Source organism: Nautilia sp. PV-1 (assembly GCF_004006315.1).
GTDB lineage: Bacteria > Campylobacterota > Campylobacteria > Campylobacterales > Nautiliaceae > Nautilia > Nautilia profundicola_A.
This window is the reverse complement of record NZ_CP026530.1, coordinates 1,248,746-1,274,928: the sequence shown is the minus strand read 5'-3', so window position 1 is coordinate 1,274,928 and position 26,183 is coordinate 1,248,746. Positions and strand designations below refer to the sequence as shown.

23 protein-coding genes are annotated in these 26,183 nt (G+C 35.7%); 10 read left to right on the top strand and 13 right to left on the bottom strand.

The genetic code is table 11. From position 1 onward, the window contains the following. Positions 1 to 4 precede the first annotated feature (4 nt). From C3L23_RS06870 to C3L23_RS06830, 8 genes are all read right to left on the bottom strand, one after another. Positions 5 to 988, bottom strand: coding sequence for an ATP-binding cassette domain-containing protein (locus tag C3L23_RS06870; protein ID WP_127681169.1), 984 nt, complete (start codon positions 986 to 988; stop codon positions 5 to 7). A gap of 1 nt (position 989) precedes the next feature. Continuing rightward, positions 990 to 1,925, bottom strand: a complete 936-nt coding sequence (gene wtpA, locus C3L23_RS06865) for a tungstate ABC transporter substrate-binding protein WtpA (protein ID WP_127681167.1) — start codon at positions 1,923 to 1,925, stop codon at positions 990 to 992. Between the two features lie 99 nt (positions 1,926 to 2,024). Further along, entirely contained in the window at positions 2,025 to 2,945 is a 921-nt protein-coding gene (locus C3L23_RS06860; protein ID WP_127681165.1) for a formate dehydrogenase subunit gamma, read from the bottom strand. Positions 2,946 to 2,954: 9 nt separating this feature from the next. After that, positions 2,955 to 3,551 (bottom strand): formate dehydrogenase FDH3 subunit beta, encoded by a 597-nt coding sequence (fdh3B, locus tag C3L23_RS06855; RefSeq protein WP_127681163.1) that lies wholly within the window; start codon positions 3,549 to 3,551, stop codon positions 2,955 to 2,957. 10 nt (positions 3,552 to 3,561) lie between these two features. Beyond that, positions 3,562 to 6,387, bottom strand: a complete 2,826-nt coding sequence (locus C3L23_RS09655) for a molybdopterin-dependent oxidoreductase (RefSeq protein ID WP_256385436.1) — start codon at positions 6,385 to 6,387, stop codon at positions 3,562 to 3,564. Between the two features lie 10 nt (positions 6,388 to 6,397). Further along, positions 6,398 to 6,589 (bottom strand): twin-arginine translocation signal domain-containing protein, encoded by a 192-nt coding sequence (locus C3L23_RS06840; RefSeq protein ID WP_127681156.1) that lies wholly within the window; start codon positions 6,587 to 6,589, stop codon positions 6,398 to 6,400. Between the two features lie 353 nt (positions 6,590 to 6,942). Further along, a complete protein-coding gene (locus C3L23_RS06835) occupies positions 6,943 to 7,680 on the bottom strand; it encodes a molecular chaperone (protein WP_127681154.1) in 738 nt (245 codons plus the stop codon). Then, the gene (locus C3L23_RS06830) at positions 7,670 to 9,322 is read right to left on the bottom strand and encodes a 4Fe-4S binding protein (protein ID WP_127681152.1); all 1,653 of its coding nucleotides are present in this window, start codon (positions 9,320 to 9,322) and stop codon (positions 7,670 to 7,672) included. Before C3L23_RS06830 ends, C3L23_RS06835 begins: the two co-directional genes overlap by 11 nt. Positions 9,323 to 9,455: 133 nt before the next feature. Between C3L23_RS06830 and C3L23_RS06825 the strand changes: the two genes are divergently transcribed. The 3 genes from C3L23_RS06825 to C3L23_RS06815 are packed head-to-tail and all read left to right on the top strand — an operon-like array spanning position 9,456 to position 12,704. Then, on the top strand, positions 9,456 to 10,553 hold the full coding sequence (locus C3L23_RS06825) for an ABC transporter substrate-binding protein (protein WP_127681150.1): 1,098 nt from the start codon (positions 9,456 to 9,458) through the stop codon (positions 10,551 to 10,553). After that, complete coding sequence (locus C3L23_RS06820) at positions 10,550 to 12,040, top strand: sensor histidine kinase (protein WP_127681148.1); 1,491 nt, start codon at positions 10,550 to 10,552, stop codon at positions 12,038 to 12,040. Before C3L23_RS06825 ends, C3L23_RS06820 begins: the two co-directional genes overlap by 4 nt. Then, positions 12,027 to 12,704 carry a response regulator gene (locus C3L23_RS06815; RefSeq protein WP_127681146.1) on the top strand — a complete coding sequence of 226 codons (678 nt, stop codon included), beginning with the start codon at positions 12,027 to 12,029 and terminating at the stop codon, positions 12,702 to 12,704. The genes C3L23_RS06820 and C3L23_RS06815 overlap by 14 nt, the downstream gene beginning before the upstream one ends. On the opposite strand, the gene C3L23_RS06810 is transcribed toward C3L23_RS06815, so the two are convergent. Genes C3L23_RS06810 through fdhD form a run of 5 tightly spaced genes read right to left on the bottom strand, consistent with a single transcriptional unit; the run spans position 12,682 to position 18,308 of the window. Continuing rightward, positions 12,682 to 14,070, bottom strand: coding sequence for a diguanylate cyclase (locus C3L23_RS06810; protein WP_127681144.1), 1,389 nt, complete (start codon positions 14,068 to 14,070; stop codon positions 12,682 to 12,684). The two genes, C3L23_RS06815 and C3L23_RS06810, sit on opposite strands and share 23 nt — an antisense overlap. A 55-nt stretch (positions 14,071 to 14,125) precedes the next feature. After that, a complete protein-coding gene (locus C3L23_RS06805) occupies positions 14,126 to 15,511 on the bottom strand; it encodes a diguanylate cyclase (protein ID WP_127681142.1) in 1,386 nt (461 codons plus the stop codon). A 44-nt stretch (positions 15,512 to 15,555) separates the two neighbouring features. After that, positions 15,556 to 16,791, bottom strand: a complete 1,236-nt coding sequence (locus C3L23_RS06800; RefSeq protein ID WP_127681140.1) for a molybdopterin molybdotransferase MoeA — start codon at positions 16,789 to 16,791, stop codon at positions 15,556 to 15,558. Beyond that, entirely contained in the window at positions 16,788 to 17,513 is a 726-nt protein-coding gene (locus C3L23_RS06795; protein ID WP_127681138.1) for a winged helix-turn-helix domain-containing protein, read from the bottom strand. The genes C3L23_RS06800 and C3L23_RS06795 overlap by 4 nt, the downstream gene beginning before the upstream one ends. A gap of 3 nt (positions 17,514 to 17,516) precedes the next feature. After that, positions 17,517 to 18,308, bottom strand: coding sequence for a formate dehydrogenase accessory sulfurtransferase FdhD (gene fdhD / locus C3L23_RS06790; RefSeq protein WP_127681136.1), 792 nt, complete (start codon positions 18,306 to 18,308; stop codon positions 17,517 to 17,519). Positions 18,309 to 18,587: 279 nt separating this feature from the next. Here fdhD and yedF point away from each other — a divergent pair, with 279 nt between their 5' ends. The 7 genes from yedF to selD all read left to right on the top strand — a co-directional run bounded on the left by yedF (position 18,588) and on the right by selD (position 26,182). After that, complete coding sequence (gene yedF / locus C3L23_RS06785) at positions 18,588 to 19,184, top strand: sulfurtransferase-like selenium metabolism protein YedF (RefSeq protein ID WP_127681134.1); 597 nt, start codon at positions 18,588 to 18,590, stop codon at positions 19,182 to 19,184. Between the two features lie 9 nt (positions 19,185 to 19,193). Further along, the gene (locus C3L23_RS06780; RefSeq protein WP_127681132.1) at positions 19,194 to 22,661 is read left to right on the top strand and encodes a molybdopterin-dependent oxidoreductase; all 3,468 of its coding nucleotides are present in this window, start codon (positions 19,194 to 19,196) and stop codon (positions 22,659 to 22,661) included. A 10-nt stretch (positions 22,662 to 22,671) separates the two neighbouring features. Continuing rightward, positions 22,672 to 23,787, top strand: coding sequence for a transglutaminase family protein (locus C3L23_RS06775; RefSeq protein WP_127681130.1), 1,116 nt, complete (start codon positions 22,672 to 22,674; stop codon positions 23,785 to 23,787). Then, positions 23,787 to 24,383, top strand: coding sequence for a mercuric transporter MerT family protein (locus C3L23_RS06770; protein WP_127681129.1), 597 nt, complete (start codon positions 23,787 to 23,789; stop codon positions 24,381 to 24,383). The genes C3L23_RS06775 and C3L23_RS06770 overlap by 1 nt, the downstream gene beginning before the upstream one ends. Before the next feature lies 1 nt (position 24,384). Beyond that, positions 24,385 to 24,660 carry a heavy-metal-associated domain-containing protein gene (locus tag C3L23_RS06765; RefSeq protein ID WP_127681128.1) on the top strand — a complete coding sequence of 92 codons (276 nt, stop codon included), beginning with the start codon at positions 24,385 to 24,387 and terminating at the stop codon, positions 24,658 to 24,660. A 66-nt stretch (positions 24,661 to 24,726) separates the two neighbouring features. Further along, entirely contained in the window at positions 24,727 to 25,083 is a 357-nt protein-coding gene (locus C3L23_RS06760) for a DsrE/DsrF/TusD sulfur relay family protein (RefSeq protein ID WP_127681127.1), read from the top strand. A gap of 55 nt (positions 25,084 to 25,138) precedes the next feature. Continuing rightward, the gene (gene selD / locus C3L23_RS06755) at positions 25,139 to 26,182 is read left to right on the top strand and encodes a selenide, water dikinase SelD (protein ID WP_127681126.1); all 1,044 of its coding nucleotides are present in this window, start codon (positions 25,139 to 25,141) and stop codon (positions 26,180 to 26,182) included. The last annotated feature ends 1 nt before the right edge of the window (position 26,183 follow it).

Below are 26,183 nucleotides of genomic sequence, written 5' to 3'. Positions count from 1 at the left end.
CACCCTATATAAACACTATATCTTTTTTATTGAAACAAATATATATTTTGTCACCTTTTTTTAATCCTAATTTTTCAAATGTTTTTTTAGGCGATTTAATAAAAAACTGGTTTTTTCGAACATTTACGAATATTTTGTAATGGTCTGTTATTCCCATTATCTCTTCAATAATTCCTTCAAAACAGTAATCGCTGTTTAGAGGCTCTTTTGAAATTGTTATCTGGTTTGGATCAATAGAAAAATATTTGTGAGAGTTTTCAAATCCAAGAAGCGCAATATCAAAAAGATTTTTAAATCCCAGAAACTGTGCCACTTCAATTGAATTCGGGTTTTTTAGAACCTCTTTGGCGTCTCCTGCCTGAAGAAGTGTGCCTTTTAGAATGATTCCCAGTCTGTCTGCCAGGTATGACGCTTCTCTGAAATTATGCGTTACGTGAATGACGGAGAGATTATATCTTCCCGGCAGTTTTTTTAAGTTCTTCATAATTTCGTTTCTTATAGTAGGATCGACGGCGCTTAGAGGTTCGTCTAAAAGTAACAGTTCAGGCTGTGAGTATACCGCTCTTGCTAGCGCCGTTCTTTGTTTCTCACCGCCGCTTAAGTGTTTTATGTCTCTTTTAAGTATTTTTTTGAGCTCCAAAAAAGAGACAAGATCGTTAAAAAGTTCTTCGTTTTTTTTATGATATTTTTCCGAAAAACGTATATTTTGTTCTACATTCAGGTGGGGAAACAATGCAAAATCCTGATATAAAAAGCCGAAATTTCTTTTTTCAGGAGGGAGGTTTGTGATCTCTTTTTCTTTGAAAAGAATTTCGCCTTCAATTGTCTGAAATCCGGCGATACTTTCAAGCAGCAGCGTTTTTCCGCTGCCCGTTTTCCCCAGCAGAACAAAATATTCGTTTTTGTAAATATCCAAAGAGAGAATATTTAATTTAAATTTGCCTTTTTTTAAAAACAGGTCTTTTATTTCAAGCAGTTTATTGTTCATTTTATTCCCATTTACCTTCAATTACAGGAGGGTTAATGACTCCTTGTCCGTTTTTTTTCATTATGGCCTCTCCCTGAGGTGAGAGTACAAATTTTAAGAAAAGTTCTGCTCCTTTTTCGTTTGGAGGCAGACCTTCTTTTGAATTTTCCACCATCGTTATACCGTAAACCATAGGGGCGCCTTTTTTTACAATAAATGTACCCGGTTTTTTGCCGGTTACTTTGAAACTTACCTGTTTGTAATAATTAGTATATTTTTTACTGCCCAGATTTATCTGGGGAGGAAGCTGTATGAATTTTAAATGATGCTGAATAGCCACTGATTTATAAATAAATAGATAATCAAACGCTCCGGCTTCCAAAAGTCCTAAAAGATCCGTTTCTTTCGGTCTGACTATAATTTTTGGATTTTCTTCCCCGTTTTTATAAAAATCTCCGTAGCCTAAAAGATTTTTATAAAAATCGGGTTTTTTGTAATAAATTGCCGCTAGCTTGGCAACAAGTACGCTTCTGTATCCGCACGGATCAAGATTAGGGTTTGAGTGTCCGACTTTTACATCTGGTTTTAGAAGTATTTGGGTCCAATTGTTTTGATTTATGATGTTTGCATATCTTGATTTAGGTGTATAAGCTATTACCATTTCATTTGTCGCGAACAGCACGTTGAATTTGGCGTATTTGGGCATTAAAAGGTTGTCAATTACTTTGTAATCCGCACTTGCCATAATATCGGCTTTTTTGTGAAGGTCCGTTATTTTCCTGGCACATGCTCGGCTTCCAGCAGCTTCTCTTATGACGTCATATTGGGGGTATTTTTTTTCAAAAGCCTTTGCCATTTCTGAAAACGGCACGCTTAAACTGCCTGCGTGAAATATTATAATCTGCTGTTTTGCAAAGCAAAGTATCGAAAGTATTAAAATCAAAGCTGTTTTTTTCATTTTAAGCCTTTTATGTTAAATTTGCATATTTTTTTATGCTTTTTTTGCATATTTTAAAATAAATCCGAATTAAAAAATAAAAAAGGGAGACAAAACTCCCTAACATTTTTCGGCTAACTCTTTGTCTTTGCCTTCTTTGATTATTTTTTTATAAAACACCGAATGAAGATATTTTAATTCATCTTCACTTTTGCATCCGTCAATCATACTGTCTAATGAACCTTTGATCGCAAAAACACTCATATAAAGGTGAGTCATGAAAAATGCGATTATAAGCATCGCCAAAAACAGATGAGTTATGACGGCAAGTCTTAATAAATCGATTTGATATAAATTAAAGCTTTTAAGAAGGGTTATATCAAAATCCTGTACATACATCATAAGACCAGTCGTAATCATAACGATTCCTCCGATTGTAGCAATCCAATACCACATTTTCTGTCCGGCGTTGAATTTGCTTGCCGGAACTTCTTTTTTTTCTTTACTTAGATATCCTCCTAAAATCATAAACCATTTAATATCCCAGATTTTAGGAAGCATGTCTTTGAGCCACATTAAAAACATAGGAATTACAGCAACGGCAAAAAGTGCTGCACCTATGTCGTGAAGGTATCTTGCAAATCTTACAAAACTTCCTCCTCCAAAAAATTTGGCGTATATTATTAATATTCCGGTAGGAATTAAAAATATAAATCCTAAAGCTGCAATCCAGTGAATTATTCTTTGCCAGCTCGGAAAAACTAAAAATTTTCTTCCTTCATGAGAAAATTTTTTAGGTCCTATTATTAAATAGTGCAGTAAAAATACGGTTGGTACTGCAATTAATATAATTAAAAACAGCATTTTAATCCAATGTGTCTGTAAATATACGAATAATTCCCCGTAATGATTCCATTTAGGGATGGCTTCTATCATTTGCGGGGAAATTAATCCGTCTTTAGCAGGAGCCATATTAGGCTCTGCCAAAGGAACTTCGCCAGCTAGTAACAGACTGCCAATAAAAGGCAATAATTTTTTCATAACAGATCCTTATTTATAGGCTACATCCCAACCGTATGGTGTCATAGGGCCTTTACCTTTTGCTGCGTTTCTTTCTCTGATAATTGTAGATACGCTGTCGGCATCTCCCACTAATAATGCGTTTGTTGAACAAACTGCTGCGCACATAGGAACTTTTCCTTCTGCTATTCTGTTTTGTCCGTAAAGTTCAAATTCTTTTATTGAGTTGGTAGGAGCAGGTCCTCCTGCACACATAGTACATTTATCCATTACCCCTCTAATACCGAACGCACCGTCTCTCGGGAACTGAGGTGCACCAAAAGGACAGGCGTAAAGACAATAACCGCATCCGATACATTTTTCTTTATCATGAAGTACGATACCGTCTTCTCTGATATAAAAACACTCAACCGGACATACCTGGGCACATGGAGCGTCGGTACAGTGCATACATGCTATTGACGTTGAAAATTCTTTACCCTCGATTCCTTCGTTAAGCGTAACAACTTTTCTTCTGTGTATACCTACCGGCAGTTCGTGAGCTTCAGAACAAGCTACACTGCAGGCGTTACATTCTATACATCTGTCTTCGTCACAGTAAAATTTCATTCTTGCATAATCATACATTTTCTACTCCTTACGCTTTTTCAATACGGACTAAGCCCGCTTTTGTTTCAGGAATCTGGGTAACAATGTCATATCCGTAGTTTGCCACCGTATTGGCTGATTCGCCTATTGTATACGGTTTTGTGTCTTCCGGATAATTTGCACTCATATCAACGCCCTGCATAATTCCGGCCCAGTGGAACGGCAAGAAGATTCTGTCCGGTGACACTGCATAGGTAAATCTTGCTTTTACTTTTATTTTAGTGCCTTCAGGTGCATGAATCCATATCATATCCCCGTCATTGATACCGTGTTTATAAGCAAGTTCCGGATTGATACTTGCAAACATATCAGGCTGAAGAGCTGAGAGGTATTTGCTTTCTCTTTCGATGAGACCGGCACCGCTGTACATTACAAGACGGCCTGTTGTAAGAATGATAGGGAACTCTTTTGCCCAGTCTGTTTTTTGAATTGATGCAAATTTTGTATCAACTCTATACTGATCTTTTTTATCAGGATAAGTCGGATATTTTTTAGCCAAATCATATCTTGGTGTATGGAGCGGTTCTCTGTGTAGAGGTATTTTATCAGGGAATGTCCATACGTATGCTCTGGCTTTTGCGTTACCGTAAGGCGCTACGCCTGCTTTAAGTGCGTATTTTGCGATAAGTCCGCTTAAATCCACTTTCCAGTTTTTACCCATAATAGCTTTTTCATGAGGTGAAAGTTTAATTCCGAGAACTTTTTCAATATTTTCTTTTGTAAGTTCAGGGTATCCTCCTCTTACTTTAGCTCCTTTGATTGTCGCTCTAGGTCCGGCTAAGAGGTTTTCACCTTTATATTCTGTACCGAATCTGGCTCTGAATCCCATACCTCCTTCGCTTACAGGGATATCAATGTTGTACAGTACAGGGCTTCCGCTGTGAGTTTCAGTCCAGCATGGCCATGGAAGTCCGTAGTATTCGCCTTTCATTGGTCCGATACCTTTAAGTGTGACTTCGTCAAACATATGCCAGTTTTGCTGATGTTTTTTAAGTCTTTCAGGAGTCCATCCGGTAAGACCTATGGTTTTTATAATTCTTGCTATTTCTCTGGTTGCGTCTTCAGGCCATTTAAAGCTGTTTTTAACTTTAACCGCTTTTCCGTCTTTTACGCCCATCATCATGCCTCTTACGAATTCATCGTAAAAGCCGAATTTCTTAGCGAAGGTAAACATAATGTCTTCATCTGTTTTACTTTCATATAAAGGATCAACTACTTTGCTTCTCCATTGAGCCGTCCTGTTTGTAGCGGTTACGCTTCCTTCACATTCGAACTGGCTGGCAGTCGGAAGGATATAAACATTGTCTTTTTTGTTGGTAATAACGGCAGCTTCGTTTGCAAAAGGTTCGGCAATTACCAATAAATCAAGTTTATCAAGTGCCTGTTGTACTTTTGCAGTTTGAGAAATTGAAGTAATACCGTTACCCTGTACCCATAAAGCTCTTATCGGTGAAGTTGAGTATATTTTTTCTTCCTGTAATACTCCCTGCCACCATTTTGCCAATGTGAAGCCTTTTGTATGCATCCATTTTTTAGCGGCAAATCTGTTTTGAAGCCATTTAAAATCAACACCCCAGTTATGAGCAAAATATTTCCAGCTGCCTTCACTTAAACCGTAATATCCAGGCAGTGTATGTGACAGACAGCACATGTCAGTTGCACCCTGTACGTTGTCATGACCTCTTAAAATATTACATCCTCCTCCGAATTTACCCATGTTTCCAAGTGCTAACTGAAGTATAGGTGCCATTCTTGTATTGGATGAACCTATTGAGTGCTGAGTCAATCCCATTGCCCAAAGAAGTGTTCCAGGTTTGTTTGTAGCATAAACTTTTGCTATTTTATAAATTAAGTCCGCAGGAACTCCTGTAACGTCGGCAACTTTTTCAGGTGTCCATTTTTTGGCTTCTTTAATAACATGATCCATTCCGAATACTCTGTTTTTGATGTAATCAGGATCGTGCCATCCGTTTTTGAAGATCAGATGAAGCATACCGTACATAAAAGGAATATCCGTACCAGGTCTTATTCTTGCATAAATATCCGCTTTTGCAGCTGTTTTGGTATATCTAGGATCTACCACGATTAAAACTGCATTGTTTCTTTCTTTTGCTTTTAATATATGTTTAAATCCGACAGGATGGTTAACAGCAGGATTTGCACCGAATATAATAATTGCTTTAGAATTTTGGATATCTCCAAGGTGGTTTGTCATTGCGCCGTAACCCCATGTATTCGCGACCCCCGCGACTGTTGCGCTGTGTCAGATCCGCGCTTGGTGATCTATATTGTTAGTTCCCCACATTGCGGCAAATTTTCTGAAATAATATGCCTGCTCTGTGCTCATTTTCGCACTTCCGAGGAACATTGCGGCATCCGGTCCGCTTTCTTTTCTGATTTGAAGCATTTTTTCGCTAATTTCGTTAATAGCTTCTTCCCAGCTTATTCTTTTCCATTTTCCGTTTACTTTTTTAAGAGGGTGTTTTACCCTTTTTTCAGTTCTTATATAATCGATTGAATCTATACCTTTACAGCAGTGGCTTCCGTGGCTGATTGGATGGTCTTGAGCGACTTCCTGTCTTACCCACACGCCGTTATAAACTTCTGCAATAATTCCGCAACCTACCGAACAGGTAGTACATACTGTTTTAACTTTTTTACTTCCCGGGTAAGGGTCTTTGATCTCTTCATCGGTAGCATTTCTAAGTGCCGGTGCTGCGCTGAGCATTGTAGCCCCTGCAACTCCGGATAGTGCTGCCATTTTTAAAAAGGCCCTTCTACCCACTTTTGGATTCATTTTTTCAAGTGAGCTCATTTTTTACTCCTTAAATGGCATTTTTGTAATAAATTTCCCAATATTTGGTTTTGCGGTAAAGAATCTCTTTTTTAGGAGAGTGTCCTCTTACTACACCGTTGTCATATTCCGGCTGAGCGGACTTGGCAAAACTCAGTGTTGAAGAAGCGACACTCAGTGCTCCGATTCCGAGAGCTCCTTTAAGAAAGCTTCTTCTTTTCATTTTTACTCCTTTTTTTGATACACCGCAAAATTATGGTTTTGCGGTGACCTCCGTTTTGTTGCTCCAAAAGTTTTTTCCGGAGCAATCTTTTAACTGCATTGTAAATTCAAAATTTACAATGCCGGTCTTATAAACTTTAGAATTTATAAGGCCGGATTCCTAAAAAACTTTTAGGAATACAACGTTCGGATTTATCTCGTAAGAGATAACGGCAAAGCTCGGCAAGCTCTGCGGTTATCTTTTACACCCCAAAAAGTCTAAAGACTTTCTGGGAACCCCGGCAATGCCCCGCAAAATATGCATTTTGCAGTAATATTTTAATTCTCAATTCTCCATTCTCAATTCTCAATTTTTTAAACTTCATCTTCAACATCTCCGCCTTCTTCAAGATTACATACCATTGTATTGTTTTGTCTTTTTTTGTTTCTTTTTCTGATAGCCGCTTCTTCGTCTGCTATACAGACTTCACAACTTTCTTTTTTTATTTTTTCTATTACAGGTTTAGGTTTTTCCAAAAACAGTCTTTCCGTTTCTGTAAAAGCTTTTAACACCACTGCTATGTCTTTGTAAAGATCCGAAGCCTGATGCATATAGACATTTTCCGTAAATTCGTCGATAAATGTATTTAAAATATCGAATGTTTTATTTTCAAGCCACTCGGATTTTTCATCTCCTTTGAGTTTTTCAAGTATTAGATGCTGCATGAAAGGAAAAATAAAACCGATATCGTCTTCGCTGTCTTTGTATTCTTCGTTTTTCCTGAATTTTGAGCCTAATACTATATCAACCATTTTTACTTTCATTTTTCCGTTTTCTATTTCTTCATCGTAAAATGAAGCTGTTGTAGGCACGGGATCCTGTGAAAGGTCGTAGAATATTTCGTCATATTCGTCTGCCAGTTTTTTTTCATTAAAGTTTTCTATAAAGTGTGCCAGCGCTTTTTTGGAGTTTTCTTCAAGAGCGTTTTGATATAAAAGCTCAGCCGCCTCTTTAACGCCTTCAAATCTGTTTTTATCATAACTGAACGTAAAAAGTTTTGAAAAAAATCCGTAATAAAAAGCTCTGGCTTCGTTTATTTCTCTATTTTTCATTAAGTTTCCTTTCTAAATAGTCGCTAAATACTAGTTTTGCTTTGCAATCCTGACAGCAGTAAATAGATTTTTTCTTTATTTCATCCGTAAAAACAGGCAGCAGCATTGAAGCGATTTTTGCGATTGATTTTTTGGTGGCAAACGGTTTACCGCACATTATGCAGTAAAAAGGCTCGTCAACCGCCATTGTTTTCTGGCCGAAATATTCTGGATTTAACTCAAGTCTGTCATAAATAACGTCAATGCATTTTTCCGGACACGCTATTTCGCAATATCCGCAGTCCGTACATACGCCTGCATCGAATTTAAGGGAATTGTCTTCAGGATGAGCTGTTAATGCTCCGGCGTTGCATACGCTTACGCATCCCATGCAAAGTGTACATTTATCAGCATCTATTTCTATTTTTCCGTAATGTATATAACTGTTGCCGTTAAGGTCGATAATACCGTAATCTTTATCTACAACCGCGGAAAGTCTCATTGCGAATTTTTCTCTTTTTTTTGCAGATTGTGGATTTATAGTGTATGAGAATTCAGGGGATAATTCGGCTTTATTTAATACGGATTTTAGTTCTTCTTCATTTTGGGCTAAAAGAACCGCTTTTTTATTGTATATTTTTTCATAAACGGCATTTATCAGATCAATTGCTTCTTTTTCCCCTTTTGAGAGTCTGTCGGTATAGAAAACAATCTGTGAAGAACTTTCCTGAACTAAGGTTAAAAAATGTGTTTCATCCAAGAATTTCGCGCCTTCTATTGCAAGAGGCAAAACGTTTGGTTTTAGTTTTATATTTAAACTGTCAATTAAATCTTCAGGAAGTATTAAAGGTATTGTGTTTTTATAAAATTTCGATATTTCTTCAAAAGTGTCTCTCGGAACAGCTGAGAAATCAAGCGCTCCGCTTGGACATACGCTTACGCATCCTCCGCATCCGTCACAGTCTATATGTGAAAAAAGAAGTTTTTTTTCTTCGTCTATTTTTAAAATTGCGTTTGTCGGACATACATCAGCACAATTTCCGCATGTTTCTTTAAGTACGCGGCCGTTATACTGACATATGTTTATGTCGTATGTTATATAGTTTCGGTAGCCGTATATTCCTGCTCTTTTTTTTAATATTTCGGTGCTTTTTTCAATTCCGATGTCTTCCGGGTCTACAATTCCTCTTTGTTTATAAGCAGCATCGGGAGCATTGAACCATATTGCCTGATCGACTGAGAGTTTTATTGTTTCTCCGTTTTTATCTATGGTAAATTCAAGAGCGCCTATTGTTCCAGTAATGTTTTTAATCCATTCCGGAAGGGCGTAATAAACTTCAAAATCATCCAAGGAAAGTTTTTCGGCCTGTTCTTTATTGCCTATAACTAAAACTTTGTTGCCGATTTCTTTTTCATATTCGTTGTATTTCGCACTGTCGAATTTAATACCTCTGATTTGGTAAAGTTTTTCAATGTTTTCTATTTTTTTCAGAGTTTCGTCTTCACTATTTTTAATATAAAAATCTATTTCCGGAGCGTAAATTTCCGCTTCAATCTGTTTCGAGTTGGATATAATGGCTTTTTCGGAACTGTTGTTAGTGAAGGTAATGCTTTCTGGCAAAGGGAATTCAAGTTCATTTGAAAAATATACGTATTCAATCATTGTGAACCTTTAAGTTTGATAAAAACATTATATCACTATAAAACTTAAATGAAGCTTAAATAGTAAATCAAACAAAATCAAAGGCACATTAGAAGCACTTTTTTTTGATTAAATTAATTAAAAGGATGAAAAGTTGAAAAAAATAGCAGCTTTGTCTATATTAATTATTCTTATCGGTTTTTATTATTTTAATAACTCCAGAAAAGTTTATTTAATAGGTTCATCCCTGCCTTTGAAAGGTATTATGAATGAAATGGGAAATACCGTAAGACTGGGAACTGATATTAGCTTTGATTTTTATTCCGACGGTTTTAGAAAGAAAATAAAATATGAGTTTTTAGATGATAAATATGAGCCTAAACTTACAAAAGAAAATATAAAAAAACTTTATAAACAGAATGTGTTTTTAATGTACGGTATTGTCGGAACACCTACGGTAAAAGAAATTTTACCTTTTTTGAATGATAATTCAATTTATCTGTATGCTCCGTTTACTGGGGCCGAATTTTTAAGAAAAAACAGATATGTAATAAACTTCAGGGCGTCATATAAAGATGAAATAAAAAAAATCGTAAAATATCTTTTAAAACACAATATTAAGAAAATCGGTGTTTTTTATCAGAATGACGAATACGGAAACGAGATTTACTATCAGACGTATAAAATATTGAAAAACAGAAATTTAAAACTTAACGGTGTCGGAACATACAAAAGAAATACGTTTTTTATAACTTCCGCTCTTAATGAAATATCTCACAACAGACCTCAGGCTATAATAATGGGCAGTACTTCTAAAGTCAGCGCCATGTTTATTGAAAAATACAGAAAAATTGATCCTAAAACGGTTTTTTGTACAATTTCCTTTGTCAATCCCGATATATTGGTTAAACTTTTGAAAAATAAAAAAAATATTATCTTTTCGGAAGTTGTGCCTTATTACAACGATAAAAACATTAAAGAAGCGGTACTGTTTAAAAAAGAGCTTAAGAAATTATATCCTGAAAAACAGCCGACTTTTTTTGCTTTTGAGGCGTATCTGGCCAATAAAATACTATTAAGGGCTTTTGAAAAACTTTCATTTCCGTATACGCCTTTTCATTTAATTAGTATAATTAAAAACACGCCGAAAAACTTTCTACAAGGAATTAAAATAAATTATAAAAACAATCAGCTTCTTAACAAAACATATTTATACATATATAAAAACAGACAGTTTAAAGAAATAAAATGAATTTTAAGTTCCTAGACAGACTCGGATTTTTTGCAAAAACAAAACTTTTAATATTTGTTATTCTGTTTGCGATGATAACTATTATAATTTTGTCTCAGTATTCTATTTTTACTTTTAAAAACGATATCGATACGCTTTTTCAAAAAAGAACGGTTCCGGTAGTTAAACTCGAGAATATAAAAGACTTATACAAAATAAACGTTTACGAAACGATAAACCAGTATAAAAACGGAGAAATAAATTTAAAACAGGCAAAAGAGGTGATTTCTCTTGCCAAAGAGCTTATTAATAAAGAATGGAAATCATATCTTTCCCAAAAAATGAATGTTTTCGGATTTGAAGCTCTTGTCATGCAGAATATATTGAATCTTAAGAAAAGAATTAACGGACAGATAGACAAATTTTTAAATACATCTTTTGTGGATTACGGCAATCTTAAAAACAATATCAATACTATAAATATTTATCTTTCGGATATTATTAACGCAAATATTAAAAAAGCTATTGAGCGTAAAAACAAAACTGACAAAAGATTTGCTTTTGTAATAAAAGCTTCGATAATAAGTATTGTAATCGTTTTTGTTTTCAGTATAACGCTTATGATACTTATAATAGAGAATTTCAAAAAAATACATATTGATCTTGAGAAAACCGTAAAAGAAAAAACAAAAGAGCTTGAAAAAATAAACAGAAACCTTGAAAAAAGAATTAAAAAGGCCGTTGAAGAAAACAGAAAAAAAGATAAAATAATGTTTCAGCAGAGCAAACTCGCCGCAATGGGTGAGATGCTTCAAAATATTGCACATCAGTGGAGGCAGCCGCTCGGTAGTATATCTTTGATTCTTCAGTCTATAAAACTTAAAAATGAAATGAATAAACTGACCCCTGAATATATAGACAGGAAAACGGAAGAAGCGCTTGAACTCGCTGATAATATGTCTAAAACTATAGATGATTTTAAAAACTTCTTCAGACCCGATAAGACAAAAAAGACTCTTAGTATAAAAGAATGTATATTTCATTCTAAAAAACTGGTTTCTCACATGCTTGAAAAATATAAAATAGTGCTGGAAGTACATATAAAAGACGACATTAAAATTGTAGGGTATAAAAATGAACTCTCACATGTGTGTCTGAATATATTAAACAATGCAATAGATTCGTTAAAAGAAAGCAGTGTTGAGCCCAAAAAGATTCTTGTAATAATCAAAAAAGAAAAAAATTCAATAATAATCAGTGTAATCGACAACGGGGGAGGAATAAAAGAGGAACATCTGGAAAAAATATTCGAACCGTATTTTACTACGAAATTAAAGGACAAAGGAAGCGGAATAGGGCTTTATATGGCAAAACAGATTATCGAAGAGCACATGCACGGTAAAATTAAAGCTATGAATATCAGACATAAAATGGGAACGGAAATTATGTATAATTGCGCCATGTTTGAAATTACTATTCCTATAAAGGATACTCATGAAAAATTATGATATTTTAAAAGAGTTTAAGATATTGTATATTGAAGACGACAGCAGTCTTCTAAAAAATCTGAGTGAAATTTTGGAGGATTTCGTAAAAAATCTTTTTGTTGCCGAAAATACGACCGATGCGTATAAAATAATAAAAGAAAAACATGTAGACGTAATAATAAGCGATATTTTAATAGGCGATAAAAACGGTCTTGAATTTATATCTTTTTTAAAACAAAACGGAATAGACATACCGTTTATATTGACAACGGCTTATACGGAAACGGATTATCTGCTTGATGCAATAAAACTTAAAGCCGTTAATTATCTGGTTAAACCTATAAAAATAAAAGAACTTTTAGACAGTCTTTACGAAGTGCTTTTACCTGTATATCAGGAAAAAGAGCTTGTAAACAGTACGCTTTTATTTAAAATAGCTTCAGTTATATGCGAAAGCAAACAGCTTGAAGTTATTAAAATGATAGTTAAAAACATGGACGACGAATATTCTTTTTCACTTTCTTATAACGATATAATGGAAGAAATAAATATAAGCAAACCAACGCTTATTAAACTTTTTAAAGATTTACAGGATAAAGAGGTGCTTCAAAAACTTCCAAAAAGAAAATACAGGATAAATATCAATAAATTAGATGAAATATTTATGAGTTCAAATCTGAAATAACTCTGTTTTTACCCTGTTTTTTCGCTTCATAAAGCAGAGTGTCCGCCCGGACGGTCAGAGTGTTAATTGAGTCGTTTTCTTTCATTTCGGTAACTCCGAAACTGCAGGTAAGTTTTTTTATAAAAGGGAAATTATGATTTTCAATGACTCTTTTTAGTTTCTGAGCAATTTTTTGCGCAACGGTAACGTTAGTGTTTGGAAGAATAATAATAAACTCTTCGCCTCCCCATCTTCCGAAAATGTCAGTCTGTCTGATGTTTTCTTTTATTGTTTTTGAAAGTTCTATTAATACTTCGTCACCTATTTTATGTCCGTAAGTGTCGTTTATTTTTTTAAAATCGTCAATATCAAAGAAAATAATGCTAAGAGGCGTTTTGTATCTTTTTGAAAGTTCTATTTGGGTTTTTAAAGACATGTCTATTTTATATCTGTTGTATATTGATGTCAAAGAATCGTAAAAAGATATTTTTCTGAGTTCCTCTTCAAGCTGGTGTCTTTTTTTGATTTCTTTTTTCAGTCTTATAATCCAGTAAATAAATAAAACGGTAACCATTATCCCTATTATCAAAGAGCCTATAAGCACCTGCTTTAAACTGAAACCGTTTTGATAATTAACATATATCCATTTAGAATATATTTTGTTTTTTTCCCGGGGTGTGATTGTGTCAATTGCTTTGTTTATCGCTGATACAAGAGGTTTATAGTCATTTCTTACCATAAACTGCATTTTGAATTTAAGAGGTGTTTTGCCTGAGATTTTCAAATTTGCAAATTCATATTTGTTTATGTTGTATATAAGTACGGGCATAATGTCTATGGCTGCGTAGGCTTTTCCTTCGCTTACCATTTTAAGGGCTGTTTTAATATTTTCTACTTCAAGTATGTTGAATTTCGGATATTTTTCTTTAAGAAGCCTGGCTGCAGTATAGTTTTTACCCACTACAATGATTTTATTTTTTAAAAACTGCATGGAAGCTATGTAGCCGATATTGTTTCTTGTAGCTATTGCAATAGGAAAAACCGCATATGGTTTTGTGAATATGGAATATTTTTCCCTGTCTTTTGTTTTGCTGGCGGAAAGGGCAACATCGGCCTGTTTAAGTCTTATTTTATTTAAGACCGTTTCCCATTTGTCTGTGATTATAAAATCGGATTTTAAATGAAGTCTTTTTTTTATCAGATTCCAATAATCAACCGATATACCGGCGATTTTACCGTTTATTTTAGTATTAAACGGAGCCCAGTTGGGAGTTAAAATACATTTGACGCTGTGTGTTTTAATGAAGTTGTTTTCTTCTTTTGTAAGATTTAATTTACCGTATAAAAAAACCGATGAAACAAATAAAAATATTAAAAATCTCCGCATAAAAACCCCGCCCTTTTTCTAACTTTAATGAAAGTATATAAAAATTTTTAAAAAGTTAAAAATGATAGTTTAAATCGGAAACGATTCTGTTTCTTCCCCGTTTTTTAGCCTCGTACATATAATTGTCGGCTCTAATGACGATACTGTCGCTGGTATCGTCTTCCGTAAGTTCGGTAACACCGAAACTGCATGTTAAATGATGGATGTATTTGAAAGGATATGATTCAATTTTGTTTTTAAGTTTTTCTGCTACTTTTAACGCCTGTATTAGATCCGTATTAGGAAGAATAATAATAAACTCTTCACCTCCCCATCTTCCGAATATGTCATATTCTCTTACATTATTTTTTATAAGTTCGGTTAACTCCATTAATATTTCATCTCCGATTTTATGCCCGTGGTTGTCGTTTATTTTTTTAAAATGGTCAATATCAAAAAATATGATGCTAAGAGGGGTTTTGTTTCTTTTTGCATAAGAAATCTGCTGTTTTAATGCCATATCTATTTTATACCTGTTGAAAATTCCGGTCAGCGAATCTATTATGGAAAGTTTCTGAAGCTCTTTTTCGAGCAGTTTTCTTTTTTTGATCTCTTTTTTTAAAGAAAATATATAAACGCATAAAAGTCCGATAATTATTGAAGCTATAAATATAACTGAAAGTATTTCTTTCAAAGAATAGCCTTCCTGATAAGTAACATGAACCCATTTTTTATAAATCTGTTTTTTCTGCTGGGGTGTGATTGTATCTATTACTTTATTAATAGCGGATGCCAAAAGTTTGTTATTTTTTGAAAGCATAAATCGTAATTCGAATTTCCAAGGCGTTTTGCCTGCAATTTTCAGATTTGCAAATGAGTATTTGTTTATATTGTAAACAAGTACAGGCATAATGTCTATAGCTGCGTAGGCTTTGCCTTCACTTACAAGTTTGAGGGCCTGTTTAACGTTTTCGACTTCTATAATCTGAAAATTTGGATAATGTTTTTTTAATAATAAATCTGCAGTGTAGTTTTTCCCTACCGCAATTTTTTTATTTTTTAAAAAATTCATAGAACCTATAAAACCTACGTTGTTTTTTGTTGCGATGGCAATGGGAAACTCTGCATACGGTTTTGTAAAAATAGCAAATTTTTCTCTTGAGGGTAGTTTGCTTGTACCGATTGTCAAATCGGCTCTTTGATGTTTGATTGCGTCTATTACATTTGGCCATGAAGTAATTAAACATTCTGATTTTATGTGAAGTCTCTTTTTTATTATATTCCATATGTCAACCGAGATGCCGACAAGCTTACCGTTTTCTACGGTATTGAAAGGTGCCCAGCTCCCTGTCGTAATGCATTTGACGGTGTGAGTTTTGATAAACTCACTTTCGTCTTTTGTTAAATTCACCTCTGCGGCATATATAAGAGATACACATAACAATAAAAGCAACTTTTTCATATATAACCTTAAAATTTAATGTATATTTAATTTATTATACACTATTATGTGTTAAAAGTAAAACATTTTTTACCGAATGAGCACTCAAAAGGAACTATTCTTACTGTTTCGCCTTTTTTAATAATTTCTTTTCCTTTGTTTAAAATCATTAGCGAATTAGAATTTATAAGCGGGCTCAGCATCCCCGAACCGTATTTGTAGCCGTTATATGCTTCCCATTTTCCGTTTTCATATTTACCGAGAATAGTGTGGTCTTTTTTCGGATTTACTTTAAAATCTTTCAGGTTTTCCGCTAAAACGATGTTATGATAATAGGCATCTGCGCCGCTTAATTTTCTTAAAGTCGGAATAACCAGACCGAATGCGTTTATATATGAGCTCAAAGGATTTCCCGGAAGCGCAAATACAAATACGTTATCCATAATTCCTGCCATTGTAGGACGTCCGGGTTTTACCATTATTCCGTGAAACAGAGGTTTGAGACCGTTTTTAAGATAAGCTTCGTATAAAAAGTCGGCATCTCCGAAACTGATTCCGCCGCTTGTGATGATTACATCGTATTTTGTTTTCAGCGTTTTTATAAATTCGACGGTTTTATCTAGGGTGTCGGGAATTATTCCTATAATATCGGCTTTGAATCCGTGTTTTTGTAAAAGCATTTTTATTGCATGCGAGTTTATATTGTACACTTCGTCCTCATCCGCGCTTTCCCACGGGTCTTTGAGTTCGTTTCCGGTTGATAAAATGGCTATTTTGGGTTTTACGTAAATATTTACGTTTACTATTCCCTGATTTACAAGCATAGCTATAATTTCCGGGGTTATTTCCGTGCCTTTTTGGATTAAAACGTCGCCTTTAGCGAATTCTTCTCCTTTAAGCCTTACATTTGAGCCTTTTTTTATTTCCGGTATTTCTATTTCATTGTCTGTAACGCTTATACATTTTTCAATCGGAATAACCGTATCTAACCCTTCAGGCACTCTTGCTCCCGTCATAATCCGCACGCATTCGTTTTCTTTAATGTCAAAATCTTCATATTTGTCTCCCGCATAGATTGTTTTAACTACTTTCAGTTTTCTGTTATCCGAATGTTTAAAAGCAAAGCCGTCCATTGCGGAATTGGTAAAAGCGGGGGAGTTTCTTTCGGCTTTTACGTCTTCGGCAATAAACTCTTTTAATGCGTCGTATATAAAAACCTGCTTCTTTATAATTGTTTCAGATGTGTTTTCAAGACATAAATCCAATGCCTGGGAAAAAGAAATCTTATCAAGTGTTATCATTTCTTTCCTTTTAATTTTTTTAAATAAAGTTCTTTAAATCTTTTATTCGCAAAATCCTGAATTTCATTTTCCAGCTGTTTGTAAACTTCTATATATTCTTTTGCTTTAGGAGTGAGATATGTGCCTCCTTTTACTCCTTTTTCAACCGTAACAAGCTCGTCTTCAAGGTTTTTTTGCAGAATTTTAATATGATTCCAAGCTTTTTTGTAGTTTAGTCCCATTTTTTCAGCCGCTTTTGCAATGGATCCTTCTTTTTCTATAAGTTCCAAAATCTCTGTTTTACCTTTTCCAAACAGCAAATTTCCTTTATTGTCTTCAATCCATATTTTTGTTTTTATAAAAGCTCTTGGACGTTTTTTTTCTTTAAATACGCCTAGTTCACAGTATATTACTTCAAAGCCGTTGTCTTTTATTGCGCTTCTGACTTTTTTTAGATTGTATTTTTCTGCAAGTTTTCTGGCATCTTTGCAAAAGACCCTGTTTTTTTCATCGGCCAGCTGTTGAAGCTCGTCAATTATTTCTTTTTCGTAACTGTCCGTAAAATCCAGTTTTCCAAACTGTCCGAGTCCGCAGTCTGTAATTCTAACACCCATTTCATCCGCCGCTTTTCCTACAACAATAGGTTCAACTCCCGCTTTTTTTGCCACTACATATGCTTTTGCGCATGTGAGTCTGTTTTCTTCGTTTTTATATTTTTCAATAAGTTCTTTAATATTTTCCATTTTTTATCCTTCTTCAATTCTCCAGTCATGGGTGTATATGTTCATTCTTTCGCCTCTTGCGAAACCTACAAGCGTTAGGCCGAACGTATCTGCTATTTTTGCACCGAGGCATGTTGTAGCTGTTCTTGATATCAATATCGGTATTTTATGCATAACGGCTTTGACTACCATTTCGCTGCTAAGCCTTCCGCTTACCATCATTATACCGTTTTTGGGAGAGTATCCCGCAATTATCGCCTTTCCGACAGCCTTGTCTACGGTTGAATGCTGTGCTATGTCTTCGGCATCGAAATATGTGTGTTCGTCAAAATAGAGTCTTGCCGTGTGGACGCATCCTGTTTTTTCATACAAAGGACATGATTTGTAAAATTCGCCCATCTGTTTTGAAATATCGGAAATTTTTATTGTAATGTCGGAATCGATTTTTTCAGCTTCTATTTTCGAAGGATCGATATCTATGTTTGATGTGACGCTTTTGCCGCATCCGCTAACTATTATGGCTTCTTCGTTCAGTTTTTCTATTTTTTTGGTGTCGGCTTTTGCCGTAACGTCAATAATAAGTCCGTCGTTTTTAAGTTCGATTTTTTCAATATCGTTAAATGAGCTTATTATTCCTTCGCTTATCAGGTATCCCACGGCCAAAGCTTCGAGATCTACTGGTGTCGCCATCATTGATACGGTTTTTTGTCCGTTTATATGTATGTCGGTTCTTATTTCCCTGATCAAAGTGTCTTCAAAATCGAATTTTTTTCCGTTTTTGACTTTTTTTATTTTAAATTTATACACCGGTTCCATAGCAGGCCTTTTGTTTTTTATATGATATCAAAAAACGGATAATATATTTTTGATTTTTTAAAAGTTTAAGAGATTTTTAAGAATAGTGAGCTATAATTCTCTGACGCTGTAAGCTCTGAGGTTCAGAGACACACATGAAGCAGCAACTTCTAATAGCTTCATGATGTACTTCAAGCAAATTCTTAATTTTTAATTAACCTGTTGTTATTTTACATGCATAAAATTCTCATTACCGGGGTGTTTTATATTTAAATCTTTTTAAAACCAAAGGAGAGTATTATGAATAAAAAGATTGACTGCCGTAATATGGCATGCCCTCAGCCTGTGCTTGAAACCAAAAAAGCGCTTGAAGAAATGGATGAGGGAATTCTGGAAGTATTGGTTAATTCCGTATCTTCAGTGCAAAATGTGAAAAGATACGCAATGAATAACGGATTTGAACCCAAAGTTGAAGAACTGGATAACGGCGATACGCTGATAACCATTGTTAAAGGTTATGAATGTGCGATAGTTGCGGATGACGAAGACGAAGAAAAATTTTTAAACAAATCACTGTTTATAAAAACGGATAAAGTCGGAAACGGAGAACTCGGAAGCGTTTTAATGAAAGGCTTTTTAAAAACAACGCTAGAATTTAAAAAACTGCCTAAGAATATTATTTTTGTTAACGAAGGCGTTTTTTTAACCACAAAAGAAGAAAATGCCGAAGTAATAGAAATACTTAAAGAATTTGAAAAAAGAGGTGTAAAGATCTATTCATGTGGACTTTGTATGAATCATTACAATATTCCCGCAGAAGATTTAAAAGTCGGCGAAATCGGCAATGCCTACGATACCATGGATATGCTTTTACATACCGAAGTCATAAGTTTATAAAGAGGTGCTATGAAAAGAAGAGAGTTTTTAAAACTGGGCGGATTGAGTATTTTTCTCGGAAGTACTTTAAAAGGCGCCGCTATTAATGTTGAAGATGATTTTTTGCCTGTTCTTATTTACGACAAAAGCAGATGTATGGACTGTAAAGCATGTATGGCGGCCTGTCAGCTTGAAAAAGACCTGCCTGTAAAAACGCTGCTTTTTAAAATGAGTGAAAATGAAGAAGGAAGCTATCCTCATGCAAGGCTTAATTTTGAACTTGAAAATATGTGTAAAGAGTGTCTTCATAAGCCTTGTAAAGACGCATGTCAGTATAATGCGATAAAAATCGAAGATTCGGTAGTGCTTATAGATGAAAACAGATGTGAGGCTTCATGCGCCCAAAACAATCCTCCATGTGTCGCTTCATGTCCGCATGACGCTATTGTTATTGACGGCAAGGCAAAAAAATGCGATATGTGTTTTAGCAGAATAACAAAAGGGGATATTCCGAGATGTGCAGCCGTATGTCCGGCAGGCGCAATTATATACGGAAATCTTAAAAAACCCGAGGGTGCTTTAAAAGAACTTCTCAATAACAATCCAAGACTTAAATATATTCTGCTTCAGCATCATCATACGTTTGTTGAAGGAGCCAAATATTCCAATCCTTACGTTTATCCCGAACAAAACAGACCTAAAACGGAAAAGGTCGCACATACGGTTTGTCTTGACTGTAACGCAAGATGCGGGCTTAGAGTCGGGATTAACGGTAATAAAATAGTTCAGGTAGACGGCAACCCTTACCATCCTTATAACAGAAGTTTTAATCAGATTACGTATGACACGCCTGTGAAAGATTCAATGAAATATGCAGCGGGAACGTGTTCTAAACCTCAGATGGTAAACGATTATATCAATAACCCTTACAGGATTTTAAAACCTCTCAAAAGAGCCGGAAAAAGAGGGGAAGGCAAATTTGTTGAAATCGAATGGGAAGATTTGATTAACGAAATAGCCAACGGAGGCAAAAACTTCAAACATTTAGGAGACGATAGATATTATCCGGGAATAAAAGATATTTTAAGCGACGAGCCTATTGATAAAAACGCTCCGGAACTAGGACCTAAAAGAAACCAGTTTGTGTGGTTTACCGGGAGATCCCAGGGAGGAAGGAGCCATTTTATTAAAAGATGGTTTTTAAATTCAGTAGGTTCTAAAAACTATATCGGACATACGGATATATGCGGTATAGGGTTTAGGATGGGCAATTATATTTTCACAGACGGCAGGGAAGTGGAACTTAAAGCCGATTTTGAAAATTCAAAATATATGCTGATTTTCGGTGCCAACATCTATTCGGCACTTCAGCCGGGGGTTGCGACTTCAGGTGCAATGATTGCGAGAAGGGTTGCAAACGGCGAGCTTAAAATAGTTTTAGTAGACCCTAAAGCTCCTAAAGCCGTGCATGTGGCTCACAGATGGGTGCCGGTAAAACCTACAAAAGACGGAGCTCTTGCAATGGCTATGATTAAGATAATGCTGAAAAACGGCTGGTATGATGAAAAATTTTTAAAACTCGCTTCGCAAAAAAGTGCTGAAAAAGCCGGAAGAAAAACATATTCAAACGCGGCTCATCTGGTAATTACGGATGGTGAACACGAGGGTGAGATATTAAAAGCGTCACATTTGAAAAAAGGCTCTGATGAAGAGATTGTTATACAAAATGCAAAGCCTGTATTTGCTTCGGATGCTGATAATCCTGAACTTTTCTGGAAAGGAGAAATAGAAGGGTTTAAGTGTGAAAGCGTATTTTCACTGCTTCAAAAGGAAGTAAACAGACACTCGCTTGAATTTTATTCAAAAGAGTGCGGTATCGATGTAAGCGAAATAGAAACGCTTGCCAGAGAATTTTGGCAAAACGCTCCGAAAAGCGTGGCGTTTGCATATCACGGCGGAGGAAATTACGTCGGCGGGGCGTATTCAAGCTTTGCGATTGCGATATTAAACGCTCTTGTCGGAAACGTAAACCGCAAAGGCGGTTATTTAGGTAAAGGCAAGGGTGCCGGCAAATGGAGAGAAGGTAAATACGACCTTAAAAAATTCGACGGAATGCTTAAACCGAAGGGCGTTAAAATTTCCAGGGAGAAAGCAAAATACGAACATTCGTCCGAATTTAAAAAACACGGATATCCGTCCAAACTTCCTTGGTTTGAATTTACAAAAGGGGGATTAAGCGTTTCCGCCATAAGCGGAATTGATTTAAAATACCCGTATCCTGCAAAAATAGTGTTTGCGTATTTCAGCGATTTTATATATTCAATGCCGGGAGGATACAGGTTTAAGCAGACTCTTAAAGACCACAACAAAGTGCCTCTTTTCGTATCAATAGATACAACCGTGAACGAGACGAATATTTATGCTGATTATATTATTCCGGATATTACCTATATGGAAGGGCAGTACGGATTTTTAACTCCTCATGCGCCCGGAGGGCATTTTACTGGAGTGAGAACGCCTCTTATAGATGCTCAGACTCCGAAAATAAACAATAGACCTATCTGTCTTGAGACGTTTTTAATTGATCTGGCTTTAAAACTGAATCTTCCGGGTTACGGTGAAAAAGCGATTAAAGATAAAAACGGGAATTATTATCCTCTGTATAAAGCGGAAGATTATTATTTAAGGGGAATTTATAATCTTGCTTTAACTTCCGGAGTTAAAGGAAATAAAGAAGACGTTACAGCCGTTGAGAAAAACTATCCTGTAAGCAGGTATAAAGATATGTTTTCCAAAGACGAGTGGACGGCTTTATGTTCGGTCGTTGCAAGGGGCGGGGTGTTTAAAAACAACAGCTGGTTTGATAAAAACGGAAACTACACGTTCGGATTTGAAAAAATTTATCTTTATAACGAAAGACTTGCCAAATCAACTAATACCATAACCGGCCAGAAATATTACGGTGGGCTTAAATATCCTGATTTTGTGACATACAGAGGGAAAAAACTTCCTGAAGACGGATTTAACATTACAACATACAAATCCTCCCTTCACACGCAGTCAAGAACCATATGTTATGAAAGAGCTCTGTTTTACGAACCTGATTTTGAGCTTAAAGTCAATCCTGACGACGCCAGACGGTTAGGGTTAAAAGAAGGAGATGAAGTTATTATAGACAATATGCAAAACAAAAAACTTAAAACAAAAGTAAAAATTACAAACTTTGTAACTGAAGGAAATGTTGCATATTCACATCATTTCGGACACTGGCAGCACGGTGCGAGTGAAATTGAAATTAAAAACGCAAAAAATATATTAAAAGGAGGTGCGGAAGTTTGCAAAGGTGATAAAGTATTGTCAAATCCGACAAGAGGTGTGGGGATTACGCCTAATCTTATAACATACCTTGATAAAGATATGTATGATCTGCCGCTTTTGGATTTACTAGGCGGTATTCCTGATTTCAGTTCGACAAAAGTAAAAATAATAAAAATATAAAGGAGTTATTATGGAAAGAAGAGAATTTTTAAAAACTAGTGCAGCTTTAGGAATTGTAGCGTCAATGCCTAGCGTATTGAGTGCTAATGAAGACAAGGTTAGAAGATTTAAAGTTAATTATGCGTTTGATATTAAATATTATGAAAAAGACTATCCTGCAAGACTTTGGAATCCTCTGCCTTTCAATGCGGATTATCAAAGAGTGAAATTCCTGAAATTTTCTGGTAATTACAATGATTACGACATTAACTGCAAAAACGAATACAACGCAAATACGTTTTATGCCGAGTGGGACAAATCTCCAAAAAGAAAACTCGCATATCTTGAAATGGAAATAGAGACTAAACCGAGAATCGTTCCGATTGAAAAAATAGAAGCTGCGAGTAAAGAAAATCTTCCTATTCCGGAAGAAGCGCAAAAGTTTTTAAAACCGACTGCTCATATTCCTACCACAGGTATTATTAAAGAGCTTGCAGATAAAATTACCGCAGGAAAAACCGACAGATTTGAAAAAGTAAAAGCCATTTATTACTGGTGTACGGCTCATACATTCAGAAATCCTAAAGTAATCGGCTGCGGTAAGGGTGACGTTAAAAAAATGGTTAAAGAACAAAATGTCGACGATATTTACAAAAACGGATATTTCGGCGGTAAATGTACGGATTTAAGTTCACTGTTTACCGCACTTGTAAGAGCTGCGGGTGTTCCTGCAAGAGAAGTGTTCGGTATCAGACTCGGTAAAAGCCATTTCGATAAAGCTCTCGGTAAGAGTGATAAAAATGGTTTCGCCACTATTACGACATGGCAGCACTGTAGAGCCGAATATTATATTCCTGGAGCTGGATGGATTCCGGCGGATCCTGCGGATATTACTAAACTTGAACTTGTTGAAGGTTTAAAATATGACGACCCGAAAGTTCAGGAACTTGTAAAAAGATATCTGCATTCATGGGAAATGAACTGGGTCGGATTCAATCATGCGAGAGATTTCGTACTGTATCCGAAACCTACTCAATATCCGCTTAATATGTTCGGATATCCTTATGCTGAAGTGAACGACGATGTTCTTAACTATTACGCACCGAAAAGTTTTGAATATAAAATTACGTCTCAAGAGCTGTTTTAATGGTAAAAAGAATCGACTGTAAAGATTTGGCATGTCCCGAGCCGGTTCTCAGGACCAAAGACGCACTCGATTCAATGGAAGAGGGGATACTCGAAGTTGAGGTAAACTCTTTCTCCTCTATTCAAAACGTTAAGAGATTTGCACAAAATCAGGGGCTTTATGTCGATACAAAAAAAGAAGGTAAAAATACGGTTATCAGAATTGTAAAAGGTTATGAATGTGAGCTTGACCTGCCGCAAAGCGGAGGCGAGAAAGAGAGCAGATCATTTTGGGCTTTGATAGCCGGAGCTGCCGTAACGGCAATTTTAGCAAGTACATGCTGCCTTGGACCGCTTTTATTTTTGATGTTCGGAGTCAGTGTGGGAAGCCTTTCTTTTTTACATGTGTTTGCTCCGTACAGAGATTATTTTACGGTTGCGGCTGTTATAATAATAGGCTATTTGTGGTGGAACTGGTTTTTCAGGTTAAGAAAAAGGCCTGTGTGTGAAGGCAGCATTTGCAAAAATTATGTAAAATATTTAAGTATAGGTACTGTGTTTGTGGCAATTATGCTTACATATCCTTACTGGGCGCAGTATTTATTGACAGGAGAATAATATGAGGAAACTTTTTATCGGGCTTATTTTTTCTACGCTGCTTTTTGCGGCTCAAAAAGTGGCAATAATTCATGTGGAGGGAATGACATGCCCTTTATGCACAAGTGCGGTTAAACAGTCATTGAGAACTACACCTGGTGTAATAAAGGCCAGGGTTATTTTAAATACAAAAACCGCGACAGTAATCTTTGACGATACCAAAACGAATATAAAAAAACTTTTGCATGCGATTGAAGTTGTGGGATACAAAGGAAAAATAATAAAAGTTGTGAAGTAGGTAAGTTGTAAAGTAGGTAAGTTGTGAAGTTGTAAGGAATTTATAAAAAAATTTAAAGGAGTGGAAATGAAAGTGCTTTTTATATTTAACCATGAACCGTATGACGGAAGCGATGTGGCATGGAACGGGCTTAGACTTGCCAAAAATATGCATGGACGCGGGCATGACGTAAGAATATTTCTTATGAACGATTCCGTGGATCTGGCAAGAGACTGCAATAAAAAACCGGATAATTACGACAACGATCTGGTTGCGATGCTAAAAGAGATGTATCAAAACGGAGTTAAACTGAAAGTCTGCGGAACATGCCAGGCAAGATGCGGTATTTACAAAAACGAGCCTTATTTTGCGCCTGAAATCAAAGCGACTATGAACGACTTGGCAGACTGGGTGGAAGAGTGCGATCAGGTTCTTACTTTTTAACTTCTTTTTTTTCTTTTTTTATGCTTAAATTCGAATAAAAATAAAAAGGTCTTTAATGCTGAAATTAAACAATGAGGCAAAACTTACAAAATATGTCAGAGCGGCCGGCTGAGCGGGCAAACTGGCTCCGGAGGAGCTAAACGACACAACATGCACCTTGGAGGGAAGACATAAAAACCTGCTTGTGGGATTCGAAGGCAATGAAGATGCGAGCATTTATAAAATAACAGATGATATTGCGCTTGTTCAGACGGTTGATTTTATTACTCCCGTGGTTGACGATCCTTTTGTTTACGGACAGATTGCGGCGGCTAATTCGTTAAGCGACGTGTTTGCAATGGGAGGAGACGTTAAAACGGCACTTAATCTTGTAGGGTTTGATTCTTGTCATCATTCCAGGGAAATATTAAAAGAGATTTTAAGAGGCGGTGAAGACAAAATAAAAGAGTGCGGAGGAGTACTTGCCGGAGGACACACCATAGAAACGCCGGAAATGCTGTACGGCCTTAGTGTGACGGGAGTGGTACATCCTGATAAAATGATAAGAAACAACACTTTAGAAAAAGATGACGTAATAATACTTACAAAACCTCTCGGAATGGGTATTCTTACAACCGCTATAAAAGCGGATCTGGTAAGTGACGAAATTGCGAGCGAAGTAGCCGAAATATTAAGAACCCTGAATTTCAAAGCGAGCATTATAGCCAGGGAAATAGGAGTAAACGCCATGACCGACGTTACCGGTTTCGGACTTTTGGGACATCTTTATGAAATGAGCGGTAAAAAATTCACAATTGAAGTGGAGTTTGAAAAAGTGCCGTTTATTAAAGAAGCGATCAATCAGGCAAGCATGGGTATTATACCTGCCGGAAGCTACAACAACCAGATTTTTGTAGAAAAATATGTGGAATTTGTTAAAGAGCTGAGTTTTGAAGAGCAGATGATTCTGTTTGATGCCCAGACAAGCGGAGGACTTTTAATAAGTCTACCTCAGGAAAAAGCGGAAGAATATCTAAAAAGAGCGCAAAACGAAGGTGTTTTTGCAAAAATTATAGGAAACGTGAAAGAAAAAGAGGATAAATTTATAAAAGTGGTGTAAT